Annotated in this window: 23 protein-coding genes; 1 reads left to right on the forward strand and 22 read right to left on the reverse strand. The window is 37.3% G+C overall.

Annotation, left to right across the window (positions count from 1 at the left end; genetic code table 11):
- Nucleotides 1–268: 268 nt before the first annotated feature.
- The 5 genes from KFZ58_RS09605 to KFZ58_RS09625 form a co-directional block, all read right to left on the reverse strand.
- Entirely contained in the window at nt 269–1,300 is a 1,032-nt protein-coding gene (locus KFZ58_RS09605; protein WP_235794573.1) for a biotin--[acetyl-CoA-carboxylase] ligase, read from the reverse strand.
- Nucleotides 1,276–2,562 carry a CCA tRNA nucleotidyltransferase gene (locus KFZ58_RS09610; RefSeq protein ID WP_235794574.1) on the reverse strand — a complete coding sequence of 429 codons (1,287 nt, stop codon included), beginning with the start codon at nt 2,560–2,562 and terminating at the stop codon, nt 1,276–1,278. The genes KFZ58_RS09605 and KFZ58_RS09610 overlap by 25 nt, the downstream gene beginning before the upstream one ends.
- A gap of 184 nt (nt 2,563–2,746) precedes the next feature.
- Nucleotides 2,747–3,877 (reverse strand): N-acetyl-alpha-D-glucosaminyl L-malate synthase BshA, encoded by a 1,131-nt coding sequence (gene bshA, locus KFZ58_RS09615; protein ID WP_235794575.1) that lies wholly within the window; start codon nt 3,875–3,877, stop codon nt 2,747–2,749.
- Between the two features lie 97 nt (nt 3,878–3,974).
- Nucleotides 3,975–4,754 carry a 4-hydroxy-tetrahydrodipicolinate reductase gene (gene dapB, locus KFZ58_RS09620; protein ID WP_235794576.1) on the reverse strand — a complete coding sequence of 260 codons (780 nt, stop codon included), beginning with the start codon at nt 4,752–4,754 and terminating at the stop codon, nt 3,975–3,977.
- Between the two features lie 42 nt (nt 4,755–4,796).
- On the reverse strand, nt 4,797–5,129 hold the full coding sequence (locus tag KFZ58_RS09625; protein WP_370642500.1) for a nucleotide pyrophosphohydrolase: 333 nt from the start codon (nt 5,127–5,129) through the stop codon (nt 4,797–4,799).
- A 134-nt stretch (nt 5,130–5,263) separates the two neighbouring features.
- On the opposite strand from KFZ58_RS09625, the gene KFZ58_RS09630 reads away from it, so the two are divergent.
- Nucleotides 5,264–6,136, forward strand: a complete 873-nt coding sequence (locus KFZ58_RS09630) for a YitT family protein (protein WP_235794578.1) — start codon at nt 5,264–5,266, stop codon at nt 6,134–6,136.
- Nucleotides 6,137–6,177: 41 nt separating this feature from the next.
- Here the strand turns inward: KFZ58_RS09630 and KFZ58_RS09635 are convergent, their stop codons facing one another.
- From KFZ58_RS09635 to ndk, 17 genes are all read right to left on the reverse strand, one after another.
- Nucleotides 6,178–6,864: a zinc metallopeptidase gene (locus KFZ58_RS09635; protein ID WP_235794579.1), complete on the reverse strand. Its 687-nt coding sequence runs from the start codon at nt 6,862–6,864 to the stop codon at nt 6,178–6,180.
- A 61-nt stretch (nt 6,865–6,925) separates the two neighbouring features.
- Nucleotides 6,926–7,195: a sporulation protein YpjB gene (locus KFZ58_RS09640; RefSeq protein ID WP_235794580.1), complete on the reverse strand. Its 270-nt coding sequence runs from the start codon at nt 7,193–7,195 to the stop codon at nt 6,926–6,928.
- Nucleotides 7,196–7,254: 59 nt separating this feature from the next.
- On the reverse strand, nt 7,255–7,830 hold the full coding sequence (gene lhaT / locus KFZ58_RS09645; RefSeq protein WP_235794581.1) for a lipoprotein heptaprenylglyceryl N-acetyltransferase LhaT: 576 nt from the start codon (nt 7,828–7,830) through the stop codon (nt 7,255–7,257).
- Between the two features lie 90 nt (nt 7,831–7,920).
- Nucleotides 7,921–8,697 (reverse strand): menaquinol-cytochrome c reductase cytochrome b/c subunit, encoded by a 777-nt coding sequence (locus KFZ58_RS09650; RefSeq protein WP_235794582.1) that lies wholly within the window; start codon nt 8,695–8,697, stop codon nt 7,921–7,923.
- 16 nt (nt 8,698–8,713) lie between these two features.
- A complete protein-coding gene (gene qcrB / locus KFZ58_RS09655) occupies nt 8,714–9,388 on the reverse strand; it encodes a menaquinol-cytochrome c reductase cytochrome b subunit (protein WP_235794583.1) in 675 nt (224 codons plus the stop codon).
- 6 nt (nt 9,389–9,394) lie between these two features.
- Nucleotides 9,395–9,907, reverse strand: coding sequence for a QcrA and Rieske domain-containing protein (locus KFZ58_RS09660; protein WP_235794584.1), 513 nt, complete (start codon nt 9,905–9,907; stop codon nt 9,395–9,397).
- 159 nt (nt 9,908–10,066) lie between these two features.
- Entirely contained in the window at nt 10,067–10,537 is a 471-nt protein-coding gene (locus KFZ58_RS09665) for a YpiF family protein (protein ID WP_235794585.1), read from the reverse strand.
- Nucleotides 10,538–10,633: 96 nt separating this feature from the next.
- Nucleotides 10,634–11,209 (reverse strand): ReoY family proteolytic degradation factor, encoded by a 576-nt coding sequence (locus KFZ58_RS09670; RefSeq protein WP_235794586.1) that lies wholly within the window; start codon nt 11,207–11,209, stop codon nt 10,634–10,636.
- A gap of 34 nt (nt 11,210–11,243) precedes the next feature.
- A complete protein-coding gene (locus tag KFZ58_RS09675; RefSeq protein WP_235794587.1) occupies nt 11,244–12,509 on the reverse strand; it encodes a tetratricopeptide repeat protein in 1,266 nt (421 codons plus the stop codon).
- A 111-nt stretch (nt 12,510–12,620) separates the two neighbouring features.
- Nucleotides 12,621–13,910, reverse strand: coding sequence for a 3-phosphoshikimate 1-carboxyvinyltransferase (gene aroA / locus KFZ58_RS09680; RefSeq protein ID WP_235794588.1), 1,290 nt, complete (start codon nt 13,908–13,910; stop codon nt 12,621–12,623).
- Between the two features lie 14 nt (nt 13,911–13,924).
- Nucleotides 13,925–15,025, reverse strand: a complete 1,101-nt coding sequence (locus KFZ58_RS09685) for a prephenate dehydrogenase (protein WP_235794589.1) — start codon at nt 15,023–15,025, stop codon at nt 13,925–13,927.
- 2 nt (nt 15,026–15,027) lie between these two features.
- Entirely contained in the window at nt 15,028–16,128 is a 1,101-nt protein-coding gene (gene hisC / locus KFZ58_RS09690) for a histidinol-phosphate transaminase (protein WP_235794590.1), read from the reverse strand.
- A 2-nt stretch (nt 16,129–16,130) separates the two neighbouring features.
- Entirely contained in the window at nt 16,131–16,505 is a 375-nt protein-coding gene (gene aroH, locus KFZ58_RS09695) for a chorismate mutase (RefSeq protein ID WP_235794591.1), read from the reverse strand.
- On the reverse strand, nt 16,502–17,560 hold the full coding sequence (gene aroB / locus KFZ58_RS09700) for a 3-dehydroquinate synthase (protein ID WP_370642482.1): 1,059 nt from the start codon (nt 17,558–17,560) through the stop codon (nt 16,502–16,504). The genes aroH and aroB overlap by 4 nt, the downstream gene beginning before the upstream one ends.
- A 13-nt stretch (nt 17,561–17,573) precedes the next feature.
- The gene (gene aroC / locus KFZ58_RS09705; RefSeq protein ID WP_235794592.1) at nt 17,574–18,743 is read right to left on the reverse strand and encodes a chorismate synthase; all 1,170 of its coding nucleotides are present in this window, start codon (nt 18,741–18,743) and stop codon (nt 17,574–17,576) included.
- Between the two features lie 171 nt (nt 18,744–18,914).
- Nucleotides 18,915–19,688, reverse strand: a complete 774-nt coding sequence (locus KFZ58_RS09710; protein ID WP_235794593.1) for a CheR family methyltransferase — start codon at nt 19,686–19,688, stop codon at nt 18,915–18,917.
- Between the two features lie 101 nt (nt 19,689–19,789).
- Nucleotides 19,790–20,236 carry a nucleoside-diphosphate kinase gene (gene ndk / locus KFZ58_RS09715; protein WP_235794594.1) on the reverse strand — a complete coding sequence of 149 codons (447 nt, stop codon included), beginning with the start codon at nt 20,234–20,236 and terminating at the stop codon, nt 19,790–19,792.
- Nucleotides 20,237–20,258: the final 22 nt, after the last annotated feature.

A 20,258-nucleotide genomic window follows, 5' to 3' on the forward strand; every position in this document is an offset into this window, starting at 1 on the left:
GCTCTAAGCTTTTTATTCGGACACATTTCAAGTACTTGGGAAACTAAATATGAATCCCTGCTTATTTTGCAAGTAATGCATTGCAGGGATGATATTCATAATCCTCGTTTGGGTCAAATTGCGTAGGATCTAAAAAATTTAGGAAATTGGTCTACACCATAATACTATACTATATCATGATAAACCAACACTTGACCATCACAGCAAATTCCAGCTCCCTTAACCATTTCGCTGAGGGCAACATGCGGTAATCATCGTTATCGTATCATTACTTACATTTATTTGTTTCAGATCCAGTCTGCTTAACATCATTTTCTCCGTCCCTAAACCATTCTATTTCTCCGGAATACAGTTTTTTCGTTTCACCACCGCTTGTTTTTACAATCAGTGCCCCGTCCTCAGCAATTCCTGAGAACGTGCCGCCCCATTGTTCTCTTAATGTTTTAATGGAAATATACTCCCCCATTCTGAAACCGTAATTTTCCCATTTTCGCTTCACCTCTGAAAACCCTTTTTCGATAAACGTATCATAGGCATCTTCAAACGTTAGTAAAATATCTTGGATAAGTTCTTTAATCGACCAGTTCTTATTTGTTTCGATTTGTAAGGATGTTGCTATTGTTTGAAGGCCTTCTGGCAATTCGTCGATCTGTTGGTTTACATTCATCCCGATCCCAATTACAATATATTGGATTTGATCTTGTTCTGCATGCATTTCTGTTAAAATGCCTACAGCCTTTTTATTATTTATTAGAATATCATTCGGCCATTTGATTGATGACTGTGTAAATGCATGTTTATATAGGACATCTGCCATTACAGTTGCAGTTAATAATGTTAATTGTGGTGCAAGATATGGTAATATAGCAGGTCTCAGAATAATGCTTAACCAAATCCCTTTGTTTTTTGCCGAGTGCCACTCTCGTTCCATCCTGCCTCTGCCTTTAGTCTGTTGATCCGCAATAATGACTGTACCATGTTTAGCACCGTCACTTGCAGCTTGATGGGCAATAATCTGCGTAGAAGGTGTTGTCTCCTTATGGATAATTGTCTTACCAGCCCATCTTGTGTTTAACCCCCACTGAATGGTGTTCTCACTTAATTTATCAGGAAAACCCGTAATCCGGTACCCTTTTTTTGATTTCCCTTCAACGACGTATCCGTCCTTTTCGAGTTCTTTCATATGTTTCCAGATCGCATTACGTGATATGTTTAATCTCTCAGATAGAAGCTGACCGGAAATATAGTGATCCTGATTAGCAGCTAAGAGTTTGATTAGTTTATTTCGGGTGGATTCCATTTTACCCACTCCTTTAAGTCAAGTTCAGTATTTTTAAGTCCGCCTGTCACAACTTCTTGTTCTAGTCTGTTAAGTATTTTCTGCAGCCAGGGGCCCCTTTTTGCATGTGGGAATAATCCAATTAGATCATCCCCTTTTATTGCTAAATCTTTTTTTGATTTAATCGGAAGGCTTTCTTCGGTCTCTACTAATTCCTGATATGAAACGGTTTTAGAAGGATAAACGATATTACTTAATCTTGTAAAACCCTTATAGAAATCAGAAGATAGCTGATAGACCAACCATTGATCCAATCCATTGTTTTTGAAATAGTAAAGAGCCTCAACCAACTGATTTGCTTCGTGCTTTGTTCTATTGGAACACTTCCATGCATTTATCCATCGTATAACACTTACCTTTGGCTCCGTAATATGAAATAGGGCGATCACTTCACCAAAGGAATATAGGGCGTCTAATCGCTTGGGAAGTAAATGGATGATATAAGGGTATTCTATCATAATTGGCAAATGTTTATATATATCTGTAGCTTTTAAATACGACAGGCCATTATGGACATAATCGCCGGCAAACAGTTTCGTAAACTCATTTGCTATCCGTTCTATGGCAAGACCTTCAATATTCTGTTTGACTTTTTTCATGTTATCTACTGTTTGGTGGTCGATGGTAAAGCCTAATTGACTGGAAAATCTTATTGCGCGAATAATACGTAATGGATCCTCTGTAAATCGTTCGTATCCATCTCCTACCGTACGGATAATTTTATTCTGCAAATCTTCCTTTCCGCTAAATAAGTCGATGATTTTTCCATTTTTATCCATTGCCAATGCATTTATTGTAAAGTCTCTTCGCTCTAGATCCTTATCAATTTTATCAATAAATGTTACGGCATCCGGATGACGTTTATCTGTATAAGTACCGTCTATCCTAAATGTAGTTACTTCAAAGGATTGATGCTGATGGCGTACAATAACGGTTCCGTGCTTAATACCAACCGGAATAACCTTATCAAAAATCTGTTGAACTAACCCAGGTTGTGCGGATGTTGCTATATCAATGTCTCCGATGGGGCGCTTTAACAGAAAATCTCGAACACAACCGCCAACAAAAAAAGCCTGGTGATTATATTCTTCTATTCTGTCTAAAACAGGTTTGGCTAATTGAAAAGGCTCCATAAGCATTGTTATCACCATTTTCCATTTTGGCTGTTTTCTAAAAAAGTGTTGCTTTTGATACAAAAGATATAAAAGACGACGCAGTGACAATTCTTTTGCAAATGTTGGTTGAGAGTAGGGATTTGCTCCGGGTTACTGCCGCTAAATTGCATTAGTAATTAGTATCTAAAACATCGAACCACCTCACCCGAACGGCGATTATAGTAATAATAATTATGTCGTCTTTTAATCAACTACGAAGATTTAAAAGCAACAATACTTACGAAAAGAGCTTCTATTTTTGATTTGTTAATATCTTATCATATAAGTTTGAATACTGTTTAACTATTTTTTCAGAGTGAAAGTTATTTCTGGCATGATGTAATGCATTTTTGGAAAATTGTTCTAATAAATCTTGATCGCTTAATAACTGAACAGCGTGATCAGCAGCACTTTCTAAATCCCCTAGTTCAATAATATATCCTGTTTCATTGTGTCTGATTACTTCCGGGATACCCCCAACATTGGTTCCTATACACGGAACTTCACAACTCATTGCCTCCAGCAGGACCAGTCCGAAGCTTTCCTTATCGGATAACAATAATTTTAAATCAGATATCGATAGTAAATCACTAATATTCTTTTGTTTTCCTAGAAACAAAACACTATCCGTAAGCCCCAGTTTATGAACCAGTTCATTAGCGTCTGCATATTCGGGACCGTCACCAACTAAAATTAATTTGCTTTTTATTTTCTTCCTGATTTTATAAAAGGTACGGATCACATCATCTGTACGTTTAACTTTACGAAAATTGGATATATGGATTATTACTTTTTCATCTGATTGAATGCCATATTGCTGTTTGATGAAAGATAAATCTTTTTTGAAATACTCCTGTTCATTGACAAAATTATAAATGACGTTTATTTCTTTATTAACTTCGAGCATATCTGTGGTTTGGTTCACCAGGCTATTGGAAACAGCAGTAACAGCATCAGAACTTTCTATCCCATATTTAATCATTTTTTTAAACGTATGGTCTATTCCCAGTACTGTAATATCCGTTCCATGTAGTGTAGTAACAATTTTCACATCATGTTCTGCAATATCTCTGGCTAATAAAGCACAAATAGCATGCGGCATAGCGTAGTGTACGTGAAGTATATCCAGCTTCTCCTGATCGATCACTTCTGCCATTTTAGTTGCAAGTGCAAGATCATATGGCGGATATTGAAAAACCGGGTAGTGATTCAGTTCTACTTCGTGAAAATATATTTTTGGATAAACGTGATTTAAGCGAAAAGGTAAACCGGATGTAATAAAATGTATTTCATTTCCTTGTTCTGCAAGAAGCTTTCCTAATTCAGTGGCAATAATACCTGAACCACCAACAGTAGGATAGCATGTAATACCAATTTTCTTCATTTGAATGTTTCCTTTTTCCTTTTGACATAAGTAACTTTTTAATAGTACGTGTTCAAAACAACCCGGCATCATTTTTACCGGGCTCCTAAACATACCCTTATAAAATATTTTCCAATCCGTATACAAGCTCTTGTAAATTCATAACTTCGTCAATCGCCAGCTTGATACCCTCCATAAATGAATCTCGATTATAAGAATCATGTTTAATGGATAATGTTTGTCCTGCCCCGCCAAATAACACTTCCTGGTGGGCGACAAGTCCTGGAAGCCGTATACTATGAATTCTCATTCCATCAAATTCCGCACCTCTAGCTCCTGTCAAGGTTTCTTTTTCATTTGGATGACCCTGGTTTTTAAAACCTCGTGTCTCTTTCATAAGTTCTGCTGTTTTTATAGATGAACCTGAAGGAGCATCTAATTTTTTATCATGATGTTTTTCTACAATATCAACATCCGGGAAATACTTGGCAGCCATTTTGGAAAACTGCATCATTAACACTGCCCCAATCGCAAAATTTGGCGCAATGATACAGCCCAGTTTCTTTTCCCATGACAGTGTAGAAAGTTCACTTAATTGTTCGTCCGTAAATCCTGTCGTACCGATTACAGGACGTATATTTTGTTCCAATGCAGCCTTGGTATGTTCATATCCCACATCAGGGACAGTGAGATCGACAAAAATATCAGCATCTATGTTTGTAAAACATTCTTCTGCATCTTCAAAAATAGGCACATCCGGTAAATTTTCTGTGTAGTTCCCATTATGTTTACGATCTATACAACCAACTAACTGAAAATTATCTTCGCTATTGATCATTTGAATTGCTTCAGAACCCATTTTTCCCCTTGGCCCTGCTACGATTATTCTTATATTCATTGCTGTATGCCTCCTAGTGTGTTTTCAACATTTACTGAACTTTTAACCTTTAAATGTCCAACGGTCTTTATCTCGTGTTTCTATTTTGTTTATAGCTATATCAAAGGCTTCGGACATATCAATATCGAGTGAATTAGCGAAACAGGAGAGCACGAATAGGATGTCTCCAAGTTCTTCTTCAACTGTTTTTTCTTTTTCCTCTGCTTTTTTTGGTTTTTCCCCATGATAATGATTTACTTCACGTGCGAGTTCCCCAACTTCTTCTGATAGTCTTGCCATTAAGCTAAGTGGAGAGAAATAACCTTCTTTGTATTGTGAAATATAGTCATCTACTCGTTTTTGAATTTGATTTGTGTTATATATAGGTGTATTAATTGGTAAGGACTCCTTTTATTTATATTCATCTACGTTTATGTTAGCTAATAGGGTCTATTTTGACAAATTATTTATTTTTAAACAAGAAAAAATAAATATAGTATATTAATAAAATGGAAAAGGAGGGTACATAAATGCTATTTGGTTTAAAAATTAAAAATATATTCTTCATCCTTATAGGTTCAGCTATTTTCTCTTTTGGTATTGTTCATTTCAATATGCAAAATAATCTTGGTGAAGGCGGATTCACCGGAATTACGCTACTATTTTATTTCTTATGGGGGTGGGATCCTGCTATAAGCAATATCGTATTAAATATACCTGTGTTTTTTGTTGGGTGGAAATATCTTAGTCGGAATACATTCATTTACACTATAATAGGAACATTTGCTGTATCGCTATTTTTAAGTGTATTTCAAATTAACCCGCTTCCTACCTATTTGCAATCTGACATGACATTAGCAGCTCTTTTTGCAGGTGTGTTTATAGGTGTAGGCCTCGGAATAATTTTTCGATACGGGGGTACAACTGGCGGTGTTGATATAATAGCAAGACTCGTTAATACATACATTGGCTGGAGTATAGGAAGGACGATGTTTTTATTTGATTTTGTTGTCATAACAACTTCCGTATTTACCAGTCTGGAATTAATTGAAGGGATGTATACGCTCGTAGCTGTTTACATCGGAGCTAGAGTTATCGATTTTATTCAAGAAGGAGCATATTCAGCTAGAGGAGCAACAATTATTTCAAGCTATAGTAATCAAATAGCTAAACAAATTTTACAGGATATGGATCGCGGAGTAACGGTACTTGACGGTAGGGGAAGTTTTTCTGAGGAAAAACGGGATGTTCTTTATTGTGTAGTAGCACGTAATGAAATCGTCCGTTTGAAAAATATCATTAATGGAATTGATCCACATGCTTTTGTGGCTGTAAGCACGGTGCATGATGTTATTGGTGAAGGGTTTACATTGGATGAGAATAAAAATCCGATTAATGATTAAATAATAAAAAGGATGGCAAATTACTACCATCCTTTTTATTGCTATTCATTCGAAGCAAGATACATCATGATAAATCTAACTAATTCTAAAACAGCTACCAATGCAGCGGCTACATAGGTTAATGCAGCGGCATTAAGCACTTTCTTCGTTGGCCGCTCTTCATTATTTCGTATAACACCAGTTGATACTAATTGCCCCATTGCACGATTGGAAGCATCAAATTCAACAGGTAATGTGACTAATTGAAATAGTACAGCCGCTGACATGAAGATAATTCCTAGTAGGAATAAGTTTCCCATACTGAAAAGGATACCAGCAATGATGAAAAAGAAAGAAATGTTCGATCCAAAGCTTGCTGCTGGTACAAGTGCACTTCTGAATTTCAGAAATGCGTACTCTTCTGCATCCTGGATTGCATGTCCTACTTCGTGTGCTGCAATGGCTGAAGATGCCATTGACTGCCCGTGGAAATTACCGCTGGAGAGCCTGACCACTTTTTTTCTGGGATCATAATGATCGGTAAGTGTTCCTTTCGTTTCTTCCACATTTACATCATATATTCCATTGTCATTCAGAATTTTGCGCGCAACCTCTTCCCCGGTCATCAAGGAGGATGTTGCTTTTTTAGAATACTTTTTGTACGTATTTTTCACTTTTGATTGGGCCCATAGTGGGATAGCCATCAATAGGACAATATAAATAATATAGCCGCCTAGACCTCCAAACATCTGCATTCCTCCATAAATTTTAAATACTTTCTTAAGGTCAATTTTAGTCAAAAAAAGGCTCTCAGTCAACTGTTTTGTCTTCGTCTTTTTGTTTTTTCTTTTCACCTTTATATTTTCTGAAACTAACATAGGATAATGTAATCACGATACATCCTCCAATAATTCCGGCAATCCAATAAAAAGGTATTCCCTCAGCCTTATCGTCTGCAGATTTTTCTGTGGATTCCGGAACATGCGAACCTGCTTCAATAAACTCAGATTGGACATGTATCATAATCCCTATGGCCAGTATGGTTAACAATAGGATATATGCTTTTTCTCTTTTTACCATAGAGATCACCTCACATACATCTTCTCCATTATTATATGTTGTGAGCTTATCTTATATAACTACAGTTTCTTCTCAGGCTTCATTGTAAGCTGATATGCGATGAAAATGGATAAAATACTTAGCCAAAATGTAAAATAGCCAATTTCACTCATATATTGGGTTAATGAAGAATATATCGGCATCATTTCAAAAACATAGTCGATAATGTCATTATGTAATACCCAAACTGCAGCAACAGTGATATGTCTTAATTTAATTTTATAAAATGGAGCATAGAGTAATCCTTGAATAGCCATCGCACCATGTGAAGCCATAAGCATATAACCCTGCCAGCCCAAAGAGCCTTCTACAATCAGTGTCAGCAGGTTCATACCCACCCCCCATATTCCATATTTAAAGAGCGTAATCATAGCGAGCGCTTCAATATAAGGAACATTTTTCTTAAAGATAAAGAACAAGAGGAACACAGTAAAAAATAAACTTGCTGTTGGACTGTCCGGAACAAAGATAAGAAATTTATCCGGCGTGATGGACAACTGGCTTTCATACCATATAAAGCCATAAATCGAGCCGAACAAGTTAATGAAAAACAAACAAATTAAAAAGAACCGATCAAGCAATATGTATTTTATCATTATAGAAATCCCTTCTCTGGTATAGTCTATATCATCAAAAAGCACCTTCACCAGTTGTTATGGCAAAGGTGCTTTATTTAAATATGTCATCTATTCTGCCTGTTCATTTACAGACATGATAAACTCGACCAGTTGATCCAGTTCTTCATCAGAACCACTGAATTGATCTGCAGGCATTTCTCCAATTCCATCTGTAGCAATTGTTGCAATTTCTTCAGCTGAATACTCCGTTCCAACTAAGCTTGGTCCGGATGCTCCACCTGATAAATCTTCCCCGTGACACGTCATACAGCTATTCTCATATATTGCGTAACCAGGGTCTTCTTGATCAATTTCAACGTCAGATGTAGGCACAGGCTTATTATTCTCAGCTTTAGCTTCCCAGTCTACTACTGATGATGCTGACCATGTTAAGAATATGACGGACGCTAAAGCAATAAGCATCATACCAACAGCTACTGGCCGTTTATTTGGTCTGCGCCCAGGGCCCTTGTCTAAAAATGGCGCAAGGAAAAGTGCCCCAAATGCAATACCTGGAAGAACCAATATACCCATAATCGTCCAAGGCCCACTTGCAAATTCATATTTCAACAATTCATATAAGAATAGGAAATACCAATCTGGTAAGGGTGTATAGGCTGCATCAGTTGGGTCCGCTACACCTTCCAAAGGCGCTGGATGAGCTAATGTTAAGCACAGGAAGCCAATAAGGAACACAGAACCTACCAACCATTCTTTTAATAAAAAGTTGGGCCAAAAAGCTTCCGTTCTTCCGGGATATTCAGAATAATCTTTCGGTATATGTGGGTTGCTTTCGGCAGAGATTCTCGAATCTCCGACAAACTTCATTCCTTTCCCCTTTTTCACAACTTTCCCCTCCTTTTTATAGCGGTCCGGCAATACCTTGTTTACGGATTAAGATAAAGTGTATCGCTAATAATGCAAACAACGCAGCTGGCAGGAAGAATACATGTATCGCAAAGAATCTTGTCAGTGTTTGAGCACCAACAATGGATGGGTCACCAGCTAACAGTGTTTTTAATTGCTCACCGATAAATGGAACCTGTTGTGCAATATCAAGCCCCACTTGGGTCGCAAAAAATGCTTTATTATCCCATGGTAATAAATAACCAGTAAAGCCAAGGCCAAGCACAATAAAGAAAATTAATACACCTACCATCCAGTTAAGCTCACGCGGTTTCTTATATGCCCCTTGGAAAAAGACACGCAAGGTATGTAATAAAAGCATTACGACGACAACACTAGCGCCCCAATGATGCATTCCGCGTACAATTTGGCCATGAGCTACTTCAGTTTGCAGGTAATAAACAGATCTCCAAGCGTTCTCAATATCCGGAACATAGTACATCGTTAGGAACATTCCGGAAAGGATCTGTATAACAACAACGAAAAAGGTTAATCCCCCAAAACAATAAACAAAAGCTGAGAAATGGTGTGCAGGATTAACATGTTCCGGAACCTCATGATCCGCAATGTCACGCCATATAGGCGTAACATCTACACGCTCGTCGATCCAGTCATATATTTTCTGTAGCATAAATTATTACGCCCCCTCTCTTGGAATTGGATCACCAAGGAATAACATTCCATTTTCCACTTCTTGCTCATAAACATCCAATGGTGCTAACGGCGGTGTGCCTGGCACATTGGTACCATCTTTGTAATAGCGGCCATTATGACATGGGCAGAAAAATTCGTTCGGAAACTCATCGCTTCCTTCCCATGAAACAAAACAACCAAGATGCTTACAAGTTGGAGAAAAGGCTTGGATTTCGTCGTTTTCATCCATGAAAACCCATGCTGTTTTGCTCACCTCGGATTCATACCAGCCATCAACTTGGGTAACATTCCAATCAACACGTTGTGGCTCGTTCGTAATATCATCTACAGATAATCCGACATTAGCCAATTCGCCAGCGCTTGACTCCTGCAAAACAGGGTCGACCGCCATTCGTAACATAGGAGCAAGCATACCAGCTGCCATAAACCCGCCCAGACCGGTAAGCGTATAATTTAAAAACTGTCTACGGGATACTTGTTGCTTTTTTTCGCTCATGATTTTCCCCCCTCTTTACATTGATCACGGACAATCATTATTTAATCAGATTACTAGGACAATACTATGATAGCGCAAACTAATTACATGGTCAATAAATATTCACTCTTGTCCATAAAAAGTTTTTGATAAATAATTCAATTTGTGATCAGATTCCATTTATTTACAATCATTCCAGTATGATCTAATAAGATCTACTACTTGTTCAACCTGATCACGTATTATTGCACGCATTTCTTTTGAATGTAAATCACCGGAATGGATGCCCGGCAACCATATTAGATTTCCATTCAGTGCTTGTTCACTTTTTTTCCAACCGGAATCAAATGTTATAAAAAACAGGTGGGTAACGGGTTGTTTATGTATATCTTCAATCCATGTATTTATCCGTCCTACCTCATCCTCTTTTCTTGCAGACTTTAGATAATGATATTTCGGTGTTAACAACACCCTACCGGTTAGTTCCTTTTCAATTTCATTTGAAAAAACAGACAAAACCTCACCCTGAAATGTGCTTTTTTCTAAATCATTATCATTTGATAAATGAAAAGGTATTAAAGGTACTAAAATTGTGTCTACATATTTCTTGGCATCGATATATTTCTTGATATCCGTCTTCGTCCATTTCATGCTTTTATCATGCCTTCCTTCTCTATTATTCAACAAAGTGATATATAATATAACACATTAACTAGATCATATATCATTTACACAAAAAAAATCAACCTATTGCTTCAGCAATTTAGGTTGATTAGCATGAGACGATTCCAGTCTATGTAGCTGATCCACTAATCTCAAAAACTTCTTTTGATCCATTTCATCCAAGGAGTAGTCAATTTCCTTCATAAGTGCATCTCTTTTATATTCATAAAGGGATTTTTCCAACAACTGCCTTGCAAGATCCTGGTCTTTTTTGGTGATAAAATATTCATCAGGAATATATGGGTTCTCCTCTAATACAGCTACATAGAATGCATTTTGCTTTGCATTTTTGAAATTAAGTTGTATATATAATGGTTCATGCTGATTTAGTCGAATATCATGAAAGGACTTTTCAGCATCTGTTGTAACTAGATGATTTTTATAAAAACGAAAAGGCGATTCCTCGGAACAATGGCTTGTCATGATTATTCCCCTTGGACAAAATTTCACTTCTCTTACAAAATGTACATTCGCCAAAATTTCATTATGATTAACTAAATAGTTTAAAATCCAAACACTCTCGCGCTTTTTAAGTTGATAATGGTTTAAGAACCATTGAATAAAACTTTTCTTGTCTTGTACGGAAATAGGAGTTTGCATACGTATACGTTCCTCCTTAATCATCCATTTTTCTTCATTCATTATCCTTACTTTGTTTCAGGCGATCTCGAAATTCTTCTATTTCTACATCCGATGGCTGCATTATTAAATACGCTTCAAAAACCGGAATAGCTTCTGTTGTCCTCCCTTCTTCTGTGAGAAAATATCCATATTCTTTCATGAAATCACTATCTTGGTTAAGTCTATTATATGCTTCCCTATAGTGGTTTAATGCATTATCATATGATTCAATTTCATTATATGCACGAGCGAGCTCCCATTCATAAAGTGAATCATCTGCACCCATTTGTTTGATTTCAACAATAAGATCCACAATTTCTGAAAATCTTTCCGTCGCTTTAAACTGTTCAATTAAAAATAAAACCGCTTCTTTATAATCCGGGTCAAGGGCGATTGCTTCTCTAACCCATTTTTCACTCTCAGCCTCATCATTTAGTTGATGTGCAAGAGACCCTGCTAAAAAATACAGCTCTTTATTGAATTCATCTATTTTCAGCCCATTCACAGCTGTTTTATAGGCCTCTTTTGGCATTCCCTCTTCATCATAAGCGTTAGCTAACTGGTAATATACTGTATGGTAGTAGGTATCAATCTCAACTACCTGTTCCCAGGCTTTAATGGCAATATCCTTACGATCGGCCTGGTAAGCCGTGAGACCATATTTAAATAATGAATCCGGATGTTCACTCTCTACATCCTGAAAAAATGATAATGCCAATTCGTAATCACCTGAGGCAGCATGAGCTTCCCCCAGGCGATCATTAATCGATACATTTGCGATTTCCTTCATTTTTGGCACGATTTTTTCGTAATAGGTAATAGCCTTTCTGTATTCACCAATTGAAAATAATAACTCGCCCAGCGCAAAATCAATGATAACTTCGTTCGGTTCATACTGTTTAGCAGCTAGTAGTTTCTGTTCTGCAACTTCAAATAAGCCCTGTGCTTGATAAAGATCTGCTAACTGAATTAACGATTGGGTATATGCTGGGTCGTCCTCCCTAATTTCATTTAATAAATTTATCGCCGTTTCATCATCTTCCAATTCTATATATATATCAGCAAGCATTACCTTTATTTCACTTTCATTCGGATATCGCTGTAATAAATCATTTAAAATATCACTTGCTTCTTGCAGGAACCCCCACTGAATATATAATTCTGCAATGGTATGTCGTTCTTCTTCATCAGCTGTCGGCAAGTAATTTTCTAATAGTTCAACAGCCTCATCTGATTGATTACTTTCCATTAAATTTACTGCTTTCATTATGGTGTCCACGACGAACATCCTTTCTATAAAACATACATACATTAACAATATGTCCGTTTTATCATAACGAAAAGCTCATTTATAATCAAAAGAAAAGGGTCCTTAATTATAGCTTGTATTCTAGTTCATTATTGTTCGTAAGTCACTGAAAAATGTAGGATAAGAAATAGCAATGGAAGAAGCATCATCTAGAACAACTTCTTCTCTTGCAACCAGCGAAGCAATCACAGCCATCATAGCAATACGGTGATCATTATAAGCGGAAACATTACCACCCCTTAAAGCTGTTTTACCATAAATAATAATCCCATCTGCAGTAGCCTCCAAATTTGCGCCTAAAGTGGATAAAACATCAACAACGGCAGCAATTCTGTCTGTTTCTTTTACACGTAGCTCTTCTGCATTTCGAATAATAGTTGTTCCATCTGCTTGTGTAGCCAGCAATGCAATCACAGGAATTTCATCAATTAACCTTGGAATAATGTCCCCTTCAATGGTAGTACTGTGGATTGCACCATGTGTAACCGTTAGATCTCCAAGTAGTTCACCACTGATAGATTGCTGATTATTAATTTCGATCGTTGCTCCCATTGATTTTAGTACATCGATGATGCCGGTTCTTGTTTGATTTAAACCTACATTTTTCAACCGTACACTACTACCTGGAACAATAGCTGCGGCTGCAAGAAAGAATGCGGCAGAAGAAATATCCCCCGGAACATAAATATCCGTAGCTTTTAATGGTTGTTTATTGGTGATAGTTGTATGCCTTCCATCAATGGTTATATCCGCATTAAAAGCCTTAAGCATGTTTTCTGTATGATTTCTTGTAGCTGTTAGTTCACTGACTTTTGTTTCACCTTCAGCATGTATTCCAGCGAGCAACACCGCAGACTTCACCTGTGCACTTTTTACTGGTAATGTATAGTGTATTCCTTTTAATTTTTTTCCTTTGACAGCCAGCGGTAAATAGCTTCCATCTCTTCTGCCATCAATAGTTGCCTCCATTTGTTTCAGAGGATTAACAACGCGATCCATTGGGCGATTGGATAAATGTGGATCCCCGTATACCGTAGTAAAAAAGGGTAAACCAGCCAGTAAACCGATCATCAATCTTGCAGTAGTACCCGAGTTCCCAAAGTAAACTGGCTCTTTAGGTTCTTCCAGTGCCGCCGCACCTCTTCCCTCAATGATCAACGTCGATTCTGTTTTTTCAATGGAGACACCCATAGACTTGAATGCTTGTACAGTACGCATGCAATCTTCTCCGTCCAAAAAGTGGGAAACCTTTGTTTTTCCATAAGCTAAAGACCCTATTATTACAGCTCGATGGGAAATGGATTTATCCCCAGGTACCTCTATTTCTCCTGATAATGCTTTGGGATATGGATGTAATTTTAATTCATTCAATAGCTCGCACTCCTTTATTTCTGAATCATTACTTCATACCCATGGGTTTGCAAAAGGGTATGGCTTTGCTTTTGTAATTTTTGTGAAGGAAAGCTTAGCCTTAGAGCGCCGGTAATGCCTTCACGTATTTCTAGGATTTGTATATTTTGAATACTTATTTTTTCATCGGCCAATAGTTGTACAACAGATGCCAGCGCACCTGGTTGGTCTTGTATATCTACATATAAATCGTAAAAAGAAGGGATTGCCCCTCTTTCCAATTTACCTAAACCATCCCGATATACTTTTGCGTTTTTCAAATAAGTGATCATATTTGCTTTTTCATTATTATCTACTAATTCTTTTAGTGATGCCATCTCTGTGATCCATTCTTCCAATAGCCTGGACATCTTAAATCGATTATGATAAAAAATATCCTGCCACATTTCCGGATTACTGGATGCAATTCTTGTAACATCCCGGAACCCCCCTGCGGCAAGTGTTGGTAAAAAGGCATGTTTATCTTCCCATTTTTTTGCCTGATGGACGAGTGATGATGCGATTAAGTGCGGGAAATGGGAGACAACACCTGTCATTTCATCATGATCATTTGGATCGAGAATAATAAAATTACTTTTGGTGTTTTTTAGTACTTCTTTAAGTGCTTCTACTTTTGACTGTGTACTTCTAATCGATGGTGTCAGTACATAGATGGCATTTTCAAACAAATGTCCTTTGGCTGCCGTAATCCCCTTTTTATGGGAACCCGCCATTGGATGCCCGCCTATAAACGTTATATGTTTATTTGATAGGTTGTTTGCTGTTTCTAAAATAGAACTTTTTACAGAAGATACATCTGACACAATAATATCACGATCCAATTCTATAGTGTCTAACTTCTGCATCAAGTGAATTGTTTCAGATATGGGTGCTGCGAAAATAATAAAATCTGCCTTCCTGGCTACCTGTGTAAAATCGGTTGATGCTTCGTGAATGATTTCATTTACCTGTGCATATTCCAATGTTTCAGAATTAACATCATATCCAATAATATAGTTTTGATTTAACTCGTAGATGCTTTTGGCTAGTGACCCACCGATTAGACCAAGTCCAACAATTACTATCGTCTGTTTCACATTTAAATCTCCTTACTAGTTTGTTGATGTAGCGCATATAATACATCCTGTAGTTGCTTCATGTCTTTTTCGTTTCCAAGTGTGACCCTAATTGTATTGGGACAACCTAGAGCTTCTCCTGGGCGTACGATGAACCCTTTTTCGATTAAATACTGAAATACCTCATTCCCGCTTACAGGGGTAGAAACCAGTAAGAAGTTTGTTTGGGAGTCATAATACGTCCATCCAATGGTATCCAGAAACTGTGTGAAGGTTTGTTTTACAGTGTTGTTCTTTAATCGTGTTTCTTCAATAAACGCTGTGTCCTCAAGTGCAATTAAGGCAGCTTTTTGTGCCATTGATGTAGTATTAAATGGTCCCCTGACAACATCCAGTTTCGTGATTAGATCTTGGTTTGCGATGGCGTATCCTATCCGTAACCCTGCTAATCCATACGCTTTTGAAAAAGTGCGTAATATAACAAGGTTTTCGTATGTGGCTAGATTTCCAATAGCATTCGGATCTTGATCTGCTTCCATATATTCATAATAAGCCTCATCTAATACAACCAATACATCCTTAGGACAGCTATCCAGAAATGAATAGAGTGACTTTTTTGGAATGCTGACTCCTGAAGGGTTATTCGGTGAACATAACCATACAACAGATGTTTTTTCATCAATGGATTCGAGCATTTTTTCAAGATCATGAAATCCATCTATTGTTGGAATTTCTTTGATATCAGCTCCTTCAATTAATGCATTATGCTTGTATTGAGGGAATGTTGGGGTCGGCATTACCGTGTTTACCCCTGGATATAAAAATGCACGACAAATCATTTGGACAATTTCTTCTGATCCACTGCCAAATAATAATTGTTTTTCATTGACATGTAACTTAGAGGCAACTGCTGAACGTAATTCAGCCGTATAACCATCAGGATATATTTCAAAGGCAGATTCATTATTCAAAAAATAATTTTTCACATGGGTAGAGTATCCATACGGATTTTCGTTTGAAGCCAATTTGACAATCCGCTCCAATCCATATGCTTCTTTAATATCTTTAATTTGTTTCCCCTGTTGATATGGCGTTAATTGATTAAGAATTAATTTTCCTTCCATTTTTATTCACCTCGTTTTGATAGTAAATCCGGTCGCAGTTTTGTTGCTTTATTATGATATATATGTTGGATATTTTGCTGATCTTCATTCGTATTCACAACCATCATAACCCGAATACATGCTTGCAGGCTGCCTGGTACATCAATTTCTCTCATGCACATGACCGGAACATACGTCCATCCGGGAATTTTCCGTAGGGCCTTAGATGGAAAACCCGCATTTAAATCCTCCGTAACGGAAATAAAAACATGTGAAATATCAGATGGCTGAATATTGTTTTTGGCAACCATTTCTTCGATTAATATTTTTGTATTCATAATAAGTTGATTTTCCTTGTTTTCAAGTACCGTAGTAGCTCCTCTTACTCCGCGTGTCATTCTCCCACCAGCCTTCTTCTAAATGATTTTAAATACATTCGTATGTCTCGATCGTTTAATTCTTGTATGGCTACTTCTCCTGTTTGCTTTAATAGAACCATTTGAATCGTGGCGTTTAGTGCCTTTTTATCTGTCTTCATTCTGTTAACTAATGATTCTTCATCTAATTCACCGATATTTAAAGGGTATTGATTATTCTTTAACCAGTGAAGTAGTGGTTCATATGGCAGTTTACGGGAAAAAAGCCTTTCACTAATATGCAATGAAAATAACAAACCTATTGCAACTGCTTCCCCGTGGGTTATTGCTCCATATCCCTTTTCAGCCTCCAGTGCGTGCCCTAACGTATGGCCTAAGTTTAAATTTTTCCGGATACCTGCTTCTTTTTCGTCAATTCCAACGATGGATGCCTTTATTTTTATGCCATTCGTTAAATGCTCTGTTAGTTGATCATTCGATAAATCCCTCAGGTCTGTTTTTAATAATTTATTAAAAAAAGCTTCATCCGCAATAAGGGCTTCTTTCACCAATTCGGCATATCCTGAACGCATCTCCTCTTCACTTAATGTTTTTAGTGTTTGGGTATCATAAATCACTGCTGCCGGTGGATAAAAACTTCCGATTAAATTCTTCCCGAGTTGATGGTTAATAGCAACTTTCCCGCCCACACTACTATCATGTGCAAGAATGGTTGTCGGTACTTGAATAAAATCGATGCCACGCATATAGGTTGCAGCTACAAAACCAGCTAAATCACCAACCACACCGCCACCTAAAGCAATAATTAATGAAGCACGATCTAAACCAAATTTAATAGCATCTGTATGCAATTGATAGAAAAAGTCGACACTTTTTGATTGCTCTCCGGCTGGAATGATTGATCGATAAACCTTTTTTTCAGGAAAATTACCCAGAATGTCCGTTACGTACAATTCGGCAACCTTTTCATCCGATACAATTAAAATAGAAGTATAATCTTTTTCGATTAATTGGTTTAACTGAAAACGAAGCCTATCTCCAATGAAAATAGGATACGAATTTGTACTTGTTTTCACCAGAATATCCCCACTAGAAACACCTGATTTCTTCACGATATTTATCCACTGCCTCCTGAAGCTGAGGTAATTGATCACTGGGAAACTGTTCCGTTATTGCTTTGGCTAATTCAAATGCTACTACATGTTCCATTACGACAGAAGCTGCTGGGACTGCGCATGCATCCGACCTTTCAACTGTTGCTTTAAAAGGTTCTTTGGTTTCAATATCAACACTTTTGAGCGGTTTAAGCATTAAAGTGGGAATGGGTTTCATGACTCCTTTGACAACAATTGGCATTCCAGTAGTCATCCCACCTTCAAACCCTCCGAGCCGATTGGTTGTGCGGTAATATCCATTTTCTTCATCCCAGGCGATTTCATCATGTACCTCACTGCCGTTTTTTCTTGCTGCTTCAAAACCGAGGCCAAATTCTACGCCTTTGAATGCATTGATGCTCATGACGCTTCCCGCAATGCGACTATCCAATTTTCGGTCATAATGGACATATGAACCCACTCCCGCAGGCATTCCTTCCACATAAACTTCTGTAACGCCACCAATCGAGTCACCTTCTTTTTTAGCCTGATCAATTGCATCCATCATTTGCTGCTCCACATCTTTATCTAACACGCGTACAGGAGATTCTTCTGATATTCTTTGACGTTCTTTAATAGTAAATGAGTGTTTATCTTCACCACGAATGCCTGCTATCTCTTTGACATAGCCACTTACTTCAATTCCTAAATGCTTTAGGAGTGTTTTGGCAACAGCTCCTGCAGCAACACGTGCTGCCGTCTCTCTTGCAGATGATCTCTCCAGTACATTGCGCATATCACGATGACCGTACTTTAGAGCTCCATTTAAGTCTGCATGTCCCGGACGCGGTCTGGATACAACACGTTTAATCTTCGTATCTTCTTCAATCGGATCTTCTCCCATAATATTCTCCCAGTGCTTGAAATCATCGTTATGTATGACAAGTGAGATAGGAGAGCCTAATGTATAGCCATGCCTCACACCACTTGTGATTTCTGCAAGGTCTTTTTCTATTTGCATTCTTTTGCCACGTCCATGACCTTTTTGTCTGCGTAGCAATGATTCATTGATATTGTCTTTTACCAAAGGCATTCTCGCCGGTACACCTTCGACAATTGTTGTTAGTTGTTTTCCGTGTGATTCTCCTGCTGTTAAATAACGCATATAGCATTCTCCTTTTGTGGTATTTTTGGTAAATAAGATAAATTCGATAAGTTTTTCTAATTACTATATCATATCTAATTTTATTTTTGGTGAAAATTTTAGAAAAGATTGCTTTAAAGTTATAAAATTATAAAAAACGCTCATCCGAAAGATAAGAATTTATCCAATAAATCAGATTTTTTGATAAAAAAATGTATCAATAAGGTTTAATCGATGATGGTTTGCATTGAAAATTTGTTCTGTACTACCAACAAACAAAACGCCATGTTTATGGAGAGAGTTACTGAAATTTTGATATATAAGTTCCTTTGCTTCATCTGTAAAATAGATTAAAACATTCCGGCACACGATCAAATCGATATAGCGTGGATAAATATCATGTAATAGATTATGTTTTTTAAACGTAACCTTCTGTTTTAACTCATCGTTAATATAGTAGAGGCCCTGCTTCTGTGTAAAATATTTCTGCTTCATGGATGAAGGTAGCTCTTTTAAAGCTTGTTTCTGATAAACACCCTGTTTTGCTTTGTGAAGGGCATTATCATCAATATCAGTCGCTATAATTTCAATAGCTATTTTTGGAAAGTGTTCACTAATCATAATAGCAAGACTATAAGGTTCTTCTCCTGAGGAACATGCAGCACTCCATATTGTTAATTTTCGATTTTGTTTCATTAAAAGAGGGAAAATAGAGGCCTTTAAAACATCCCAACGTTTTGGGTTTCGGTAGAATTCAGAAACGTTGATGGTTAGCCTATCCATAAATTCCTTTAGTAAAAGATCTTCGCTGGTAAGCGCTTTATAGTATGAAGTAAAGTCAGAAAAGCCTCTTTTATTTTTTAAAGATGTAATGCGTCGCTTCATTTGGGCTTCTTTGTATAAATGAAGATCAATACCAAATTTTAACTTGATTTTATAAATAAAGTCTATGTATTCTTTTGTCATTCCACTACAGCTCTTTCACTTGTTTTACGACCAAACTTGCGGGCGGCGAAATCCTTATATAAAGTATAAAACCTCCGATTTTAAACGGAGGCCCTTTCAAACTAATAAATCCATGCACTATCCTGTTTGTTATAATCTACAATTTCGTTTTCAGAAAAGAATAAAGCCATTTCTTTTTCTGCACTCTCTGGAGCGTCAGAACCATGGATAACGTTTTTACCTACTGTAACACCGAAGTCGCCACGTATTGTACCCGGGGCTGCTTCTGACGGGTTAGTTTTTCCCATCATATCCCGTGCGATTTTTATTACATTTTCGCCTTCCCAGATCATTGCAAAAATTGGTCCGGAAGTAATGAAGTCAACTAATTCCACGAAGAAAGGCTTTTCTTTATGTTCCCCATAATGGGTTTTTGCCAAATCGTCGGAAATAACCATAAGCTTAGCTCCTGCTAATTTAAAGCCTTTAGCCTCTAATCGCTTCACAATTTCCCCGACTAAATTACGTTGTACTCCATCTGGTTTGACCATGATAAATGTCTTTTCCATGAGGCACCTCTTCCATTTATAT

Origin of the sequence: Virgibacillus sp. NKC19-16 (assembly GCF_021560035.1) — a bacterium.
GTDB classification, from domain to species: Bacteria; Bacillota; Bacilli; order Bacillales; family Amphibacillaceae; genus Virgibacillus_L; species Virgibacillus_L salidurans.

Bases quoted from the DNA above. Each gene is read 5' to 3' on its own strand.
- KFZ58_RS09605 (WP_235794573.1), bottom strand. From the start codon at position 1,300: ATGGAATCCACCCGAAATAAACTAATCAAACTCTTAGCTGCTAATCAG.
- bshA (WP_235794575.1), bottom strand. From the start codon at position 3,877: ATGAAGAAAATTGGTATTACATGCTATCCTACTGTTGGTGGTTCAGGT.
- dapB (WP_235794576.1), bottom strand. From the start codon at position 4,754: ATGAATATAAGAATAATCGTAGCAGGGCCAAGGGGAAAAATGGGTTCT.
- KFZ58_RS09630 (WP_235794578.1), top strand. From the start codon at position 5,264: ATGCTATTTGGTTTAAAAATTAAAAATATATTCTTCATCCTTATAGGT.
- KFZ58_RS09635 (WP_235794579.1), bottom strand. From the start codon at position 6,864: ATGTTTGGAGGTCTAGGCGGCTATATTATTTATATTGTCCTATTGATG.
- KFZ58_RS09640 (WP_235794580.1), bottom strand. From the start codon at position 7,195: ATGGTAAAAAGAGAAAAAGCATATATCCTATTGTTAACCATACTGGCC.
- lhaT (WP_235794581.1), bottom strand. From the start codon at position 7,830: ATGATAAAATACATATTGCTTGATCGGTTCTTTTTAATTTGTTTGTTT.
- qcrB (WP_235794583.1), bottom strand. From the start codon at position 9,388: ATGCTACAGAAAATATATGACTGGATCGACGAGCGTGTAGATGTTACG.
- KFZ58_RS09660 (WP_235794584.1), bottom strand. From the start codon at position 9,907: ATGAGCGAAAAAAAGCAACAAGTATCCCGTAGACAGTTTTTAAATTAT.
- KFZ58_RS09665 (WP_235794585.1), bottom strand. From the start codon at position 10,537: ATGAAATGGACGAAGACGGATATCAAGAAATATATCGATGCCAAGAAA.
- KFZ58_RS09670 (WP_235794586.1), bottom strand. From the start codon at position 11,209: ATGCAAACTCCTATTTCCGTACAAGACAAGAAAAGTTTTATTCAATGG.
- hisC (WP_235794590.1), bottom strand. From the start codon at position 16,128: ATGGAAGGAAAATTAATTCTTAATCAATTAACGCCATATCAACAGGGG.
- aroH (WP_235794591.1), bottom strand. From the start codon at position 16,505: ATGACACGCGGAGTAAGAGGAGCTACTACGGTACTTGAAAACAAGGAA.
- aroC (WP_235794592.1), bottom strand. From the start codon at position 18,743: ATGCGTTATTTAACAGCAGGAGAATCACACGGAAAACAACTAACAACA.
- KFZ58_RS09710 (WP_235794593.1), bottom strand. From the start codon at position 19,688: ATGACAAAAGAATACATAGACTTTATTTATAAAATCAAGTTAAAATTT.
- ndk (WP_235794594.1), bottom strand. From the start codon at position 20,236: ATGGAAAAGACATTTATCATGGTCAAACCAGATGGAGTACAACGTAAT.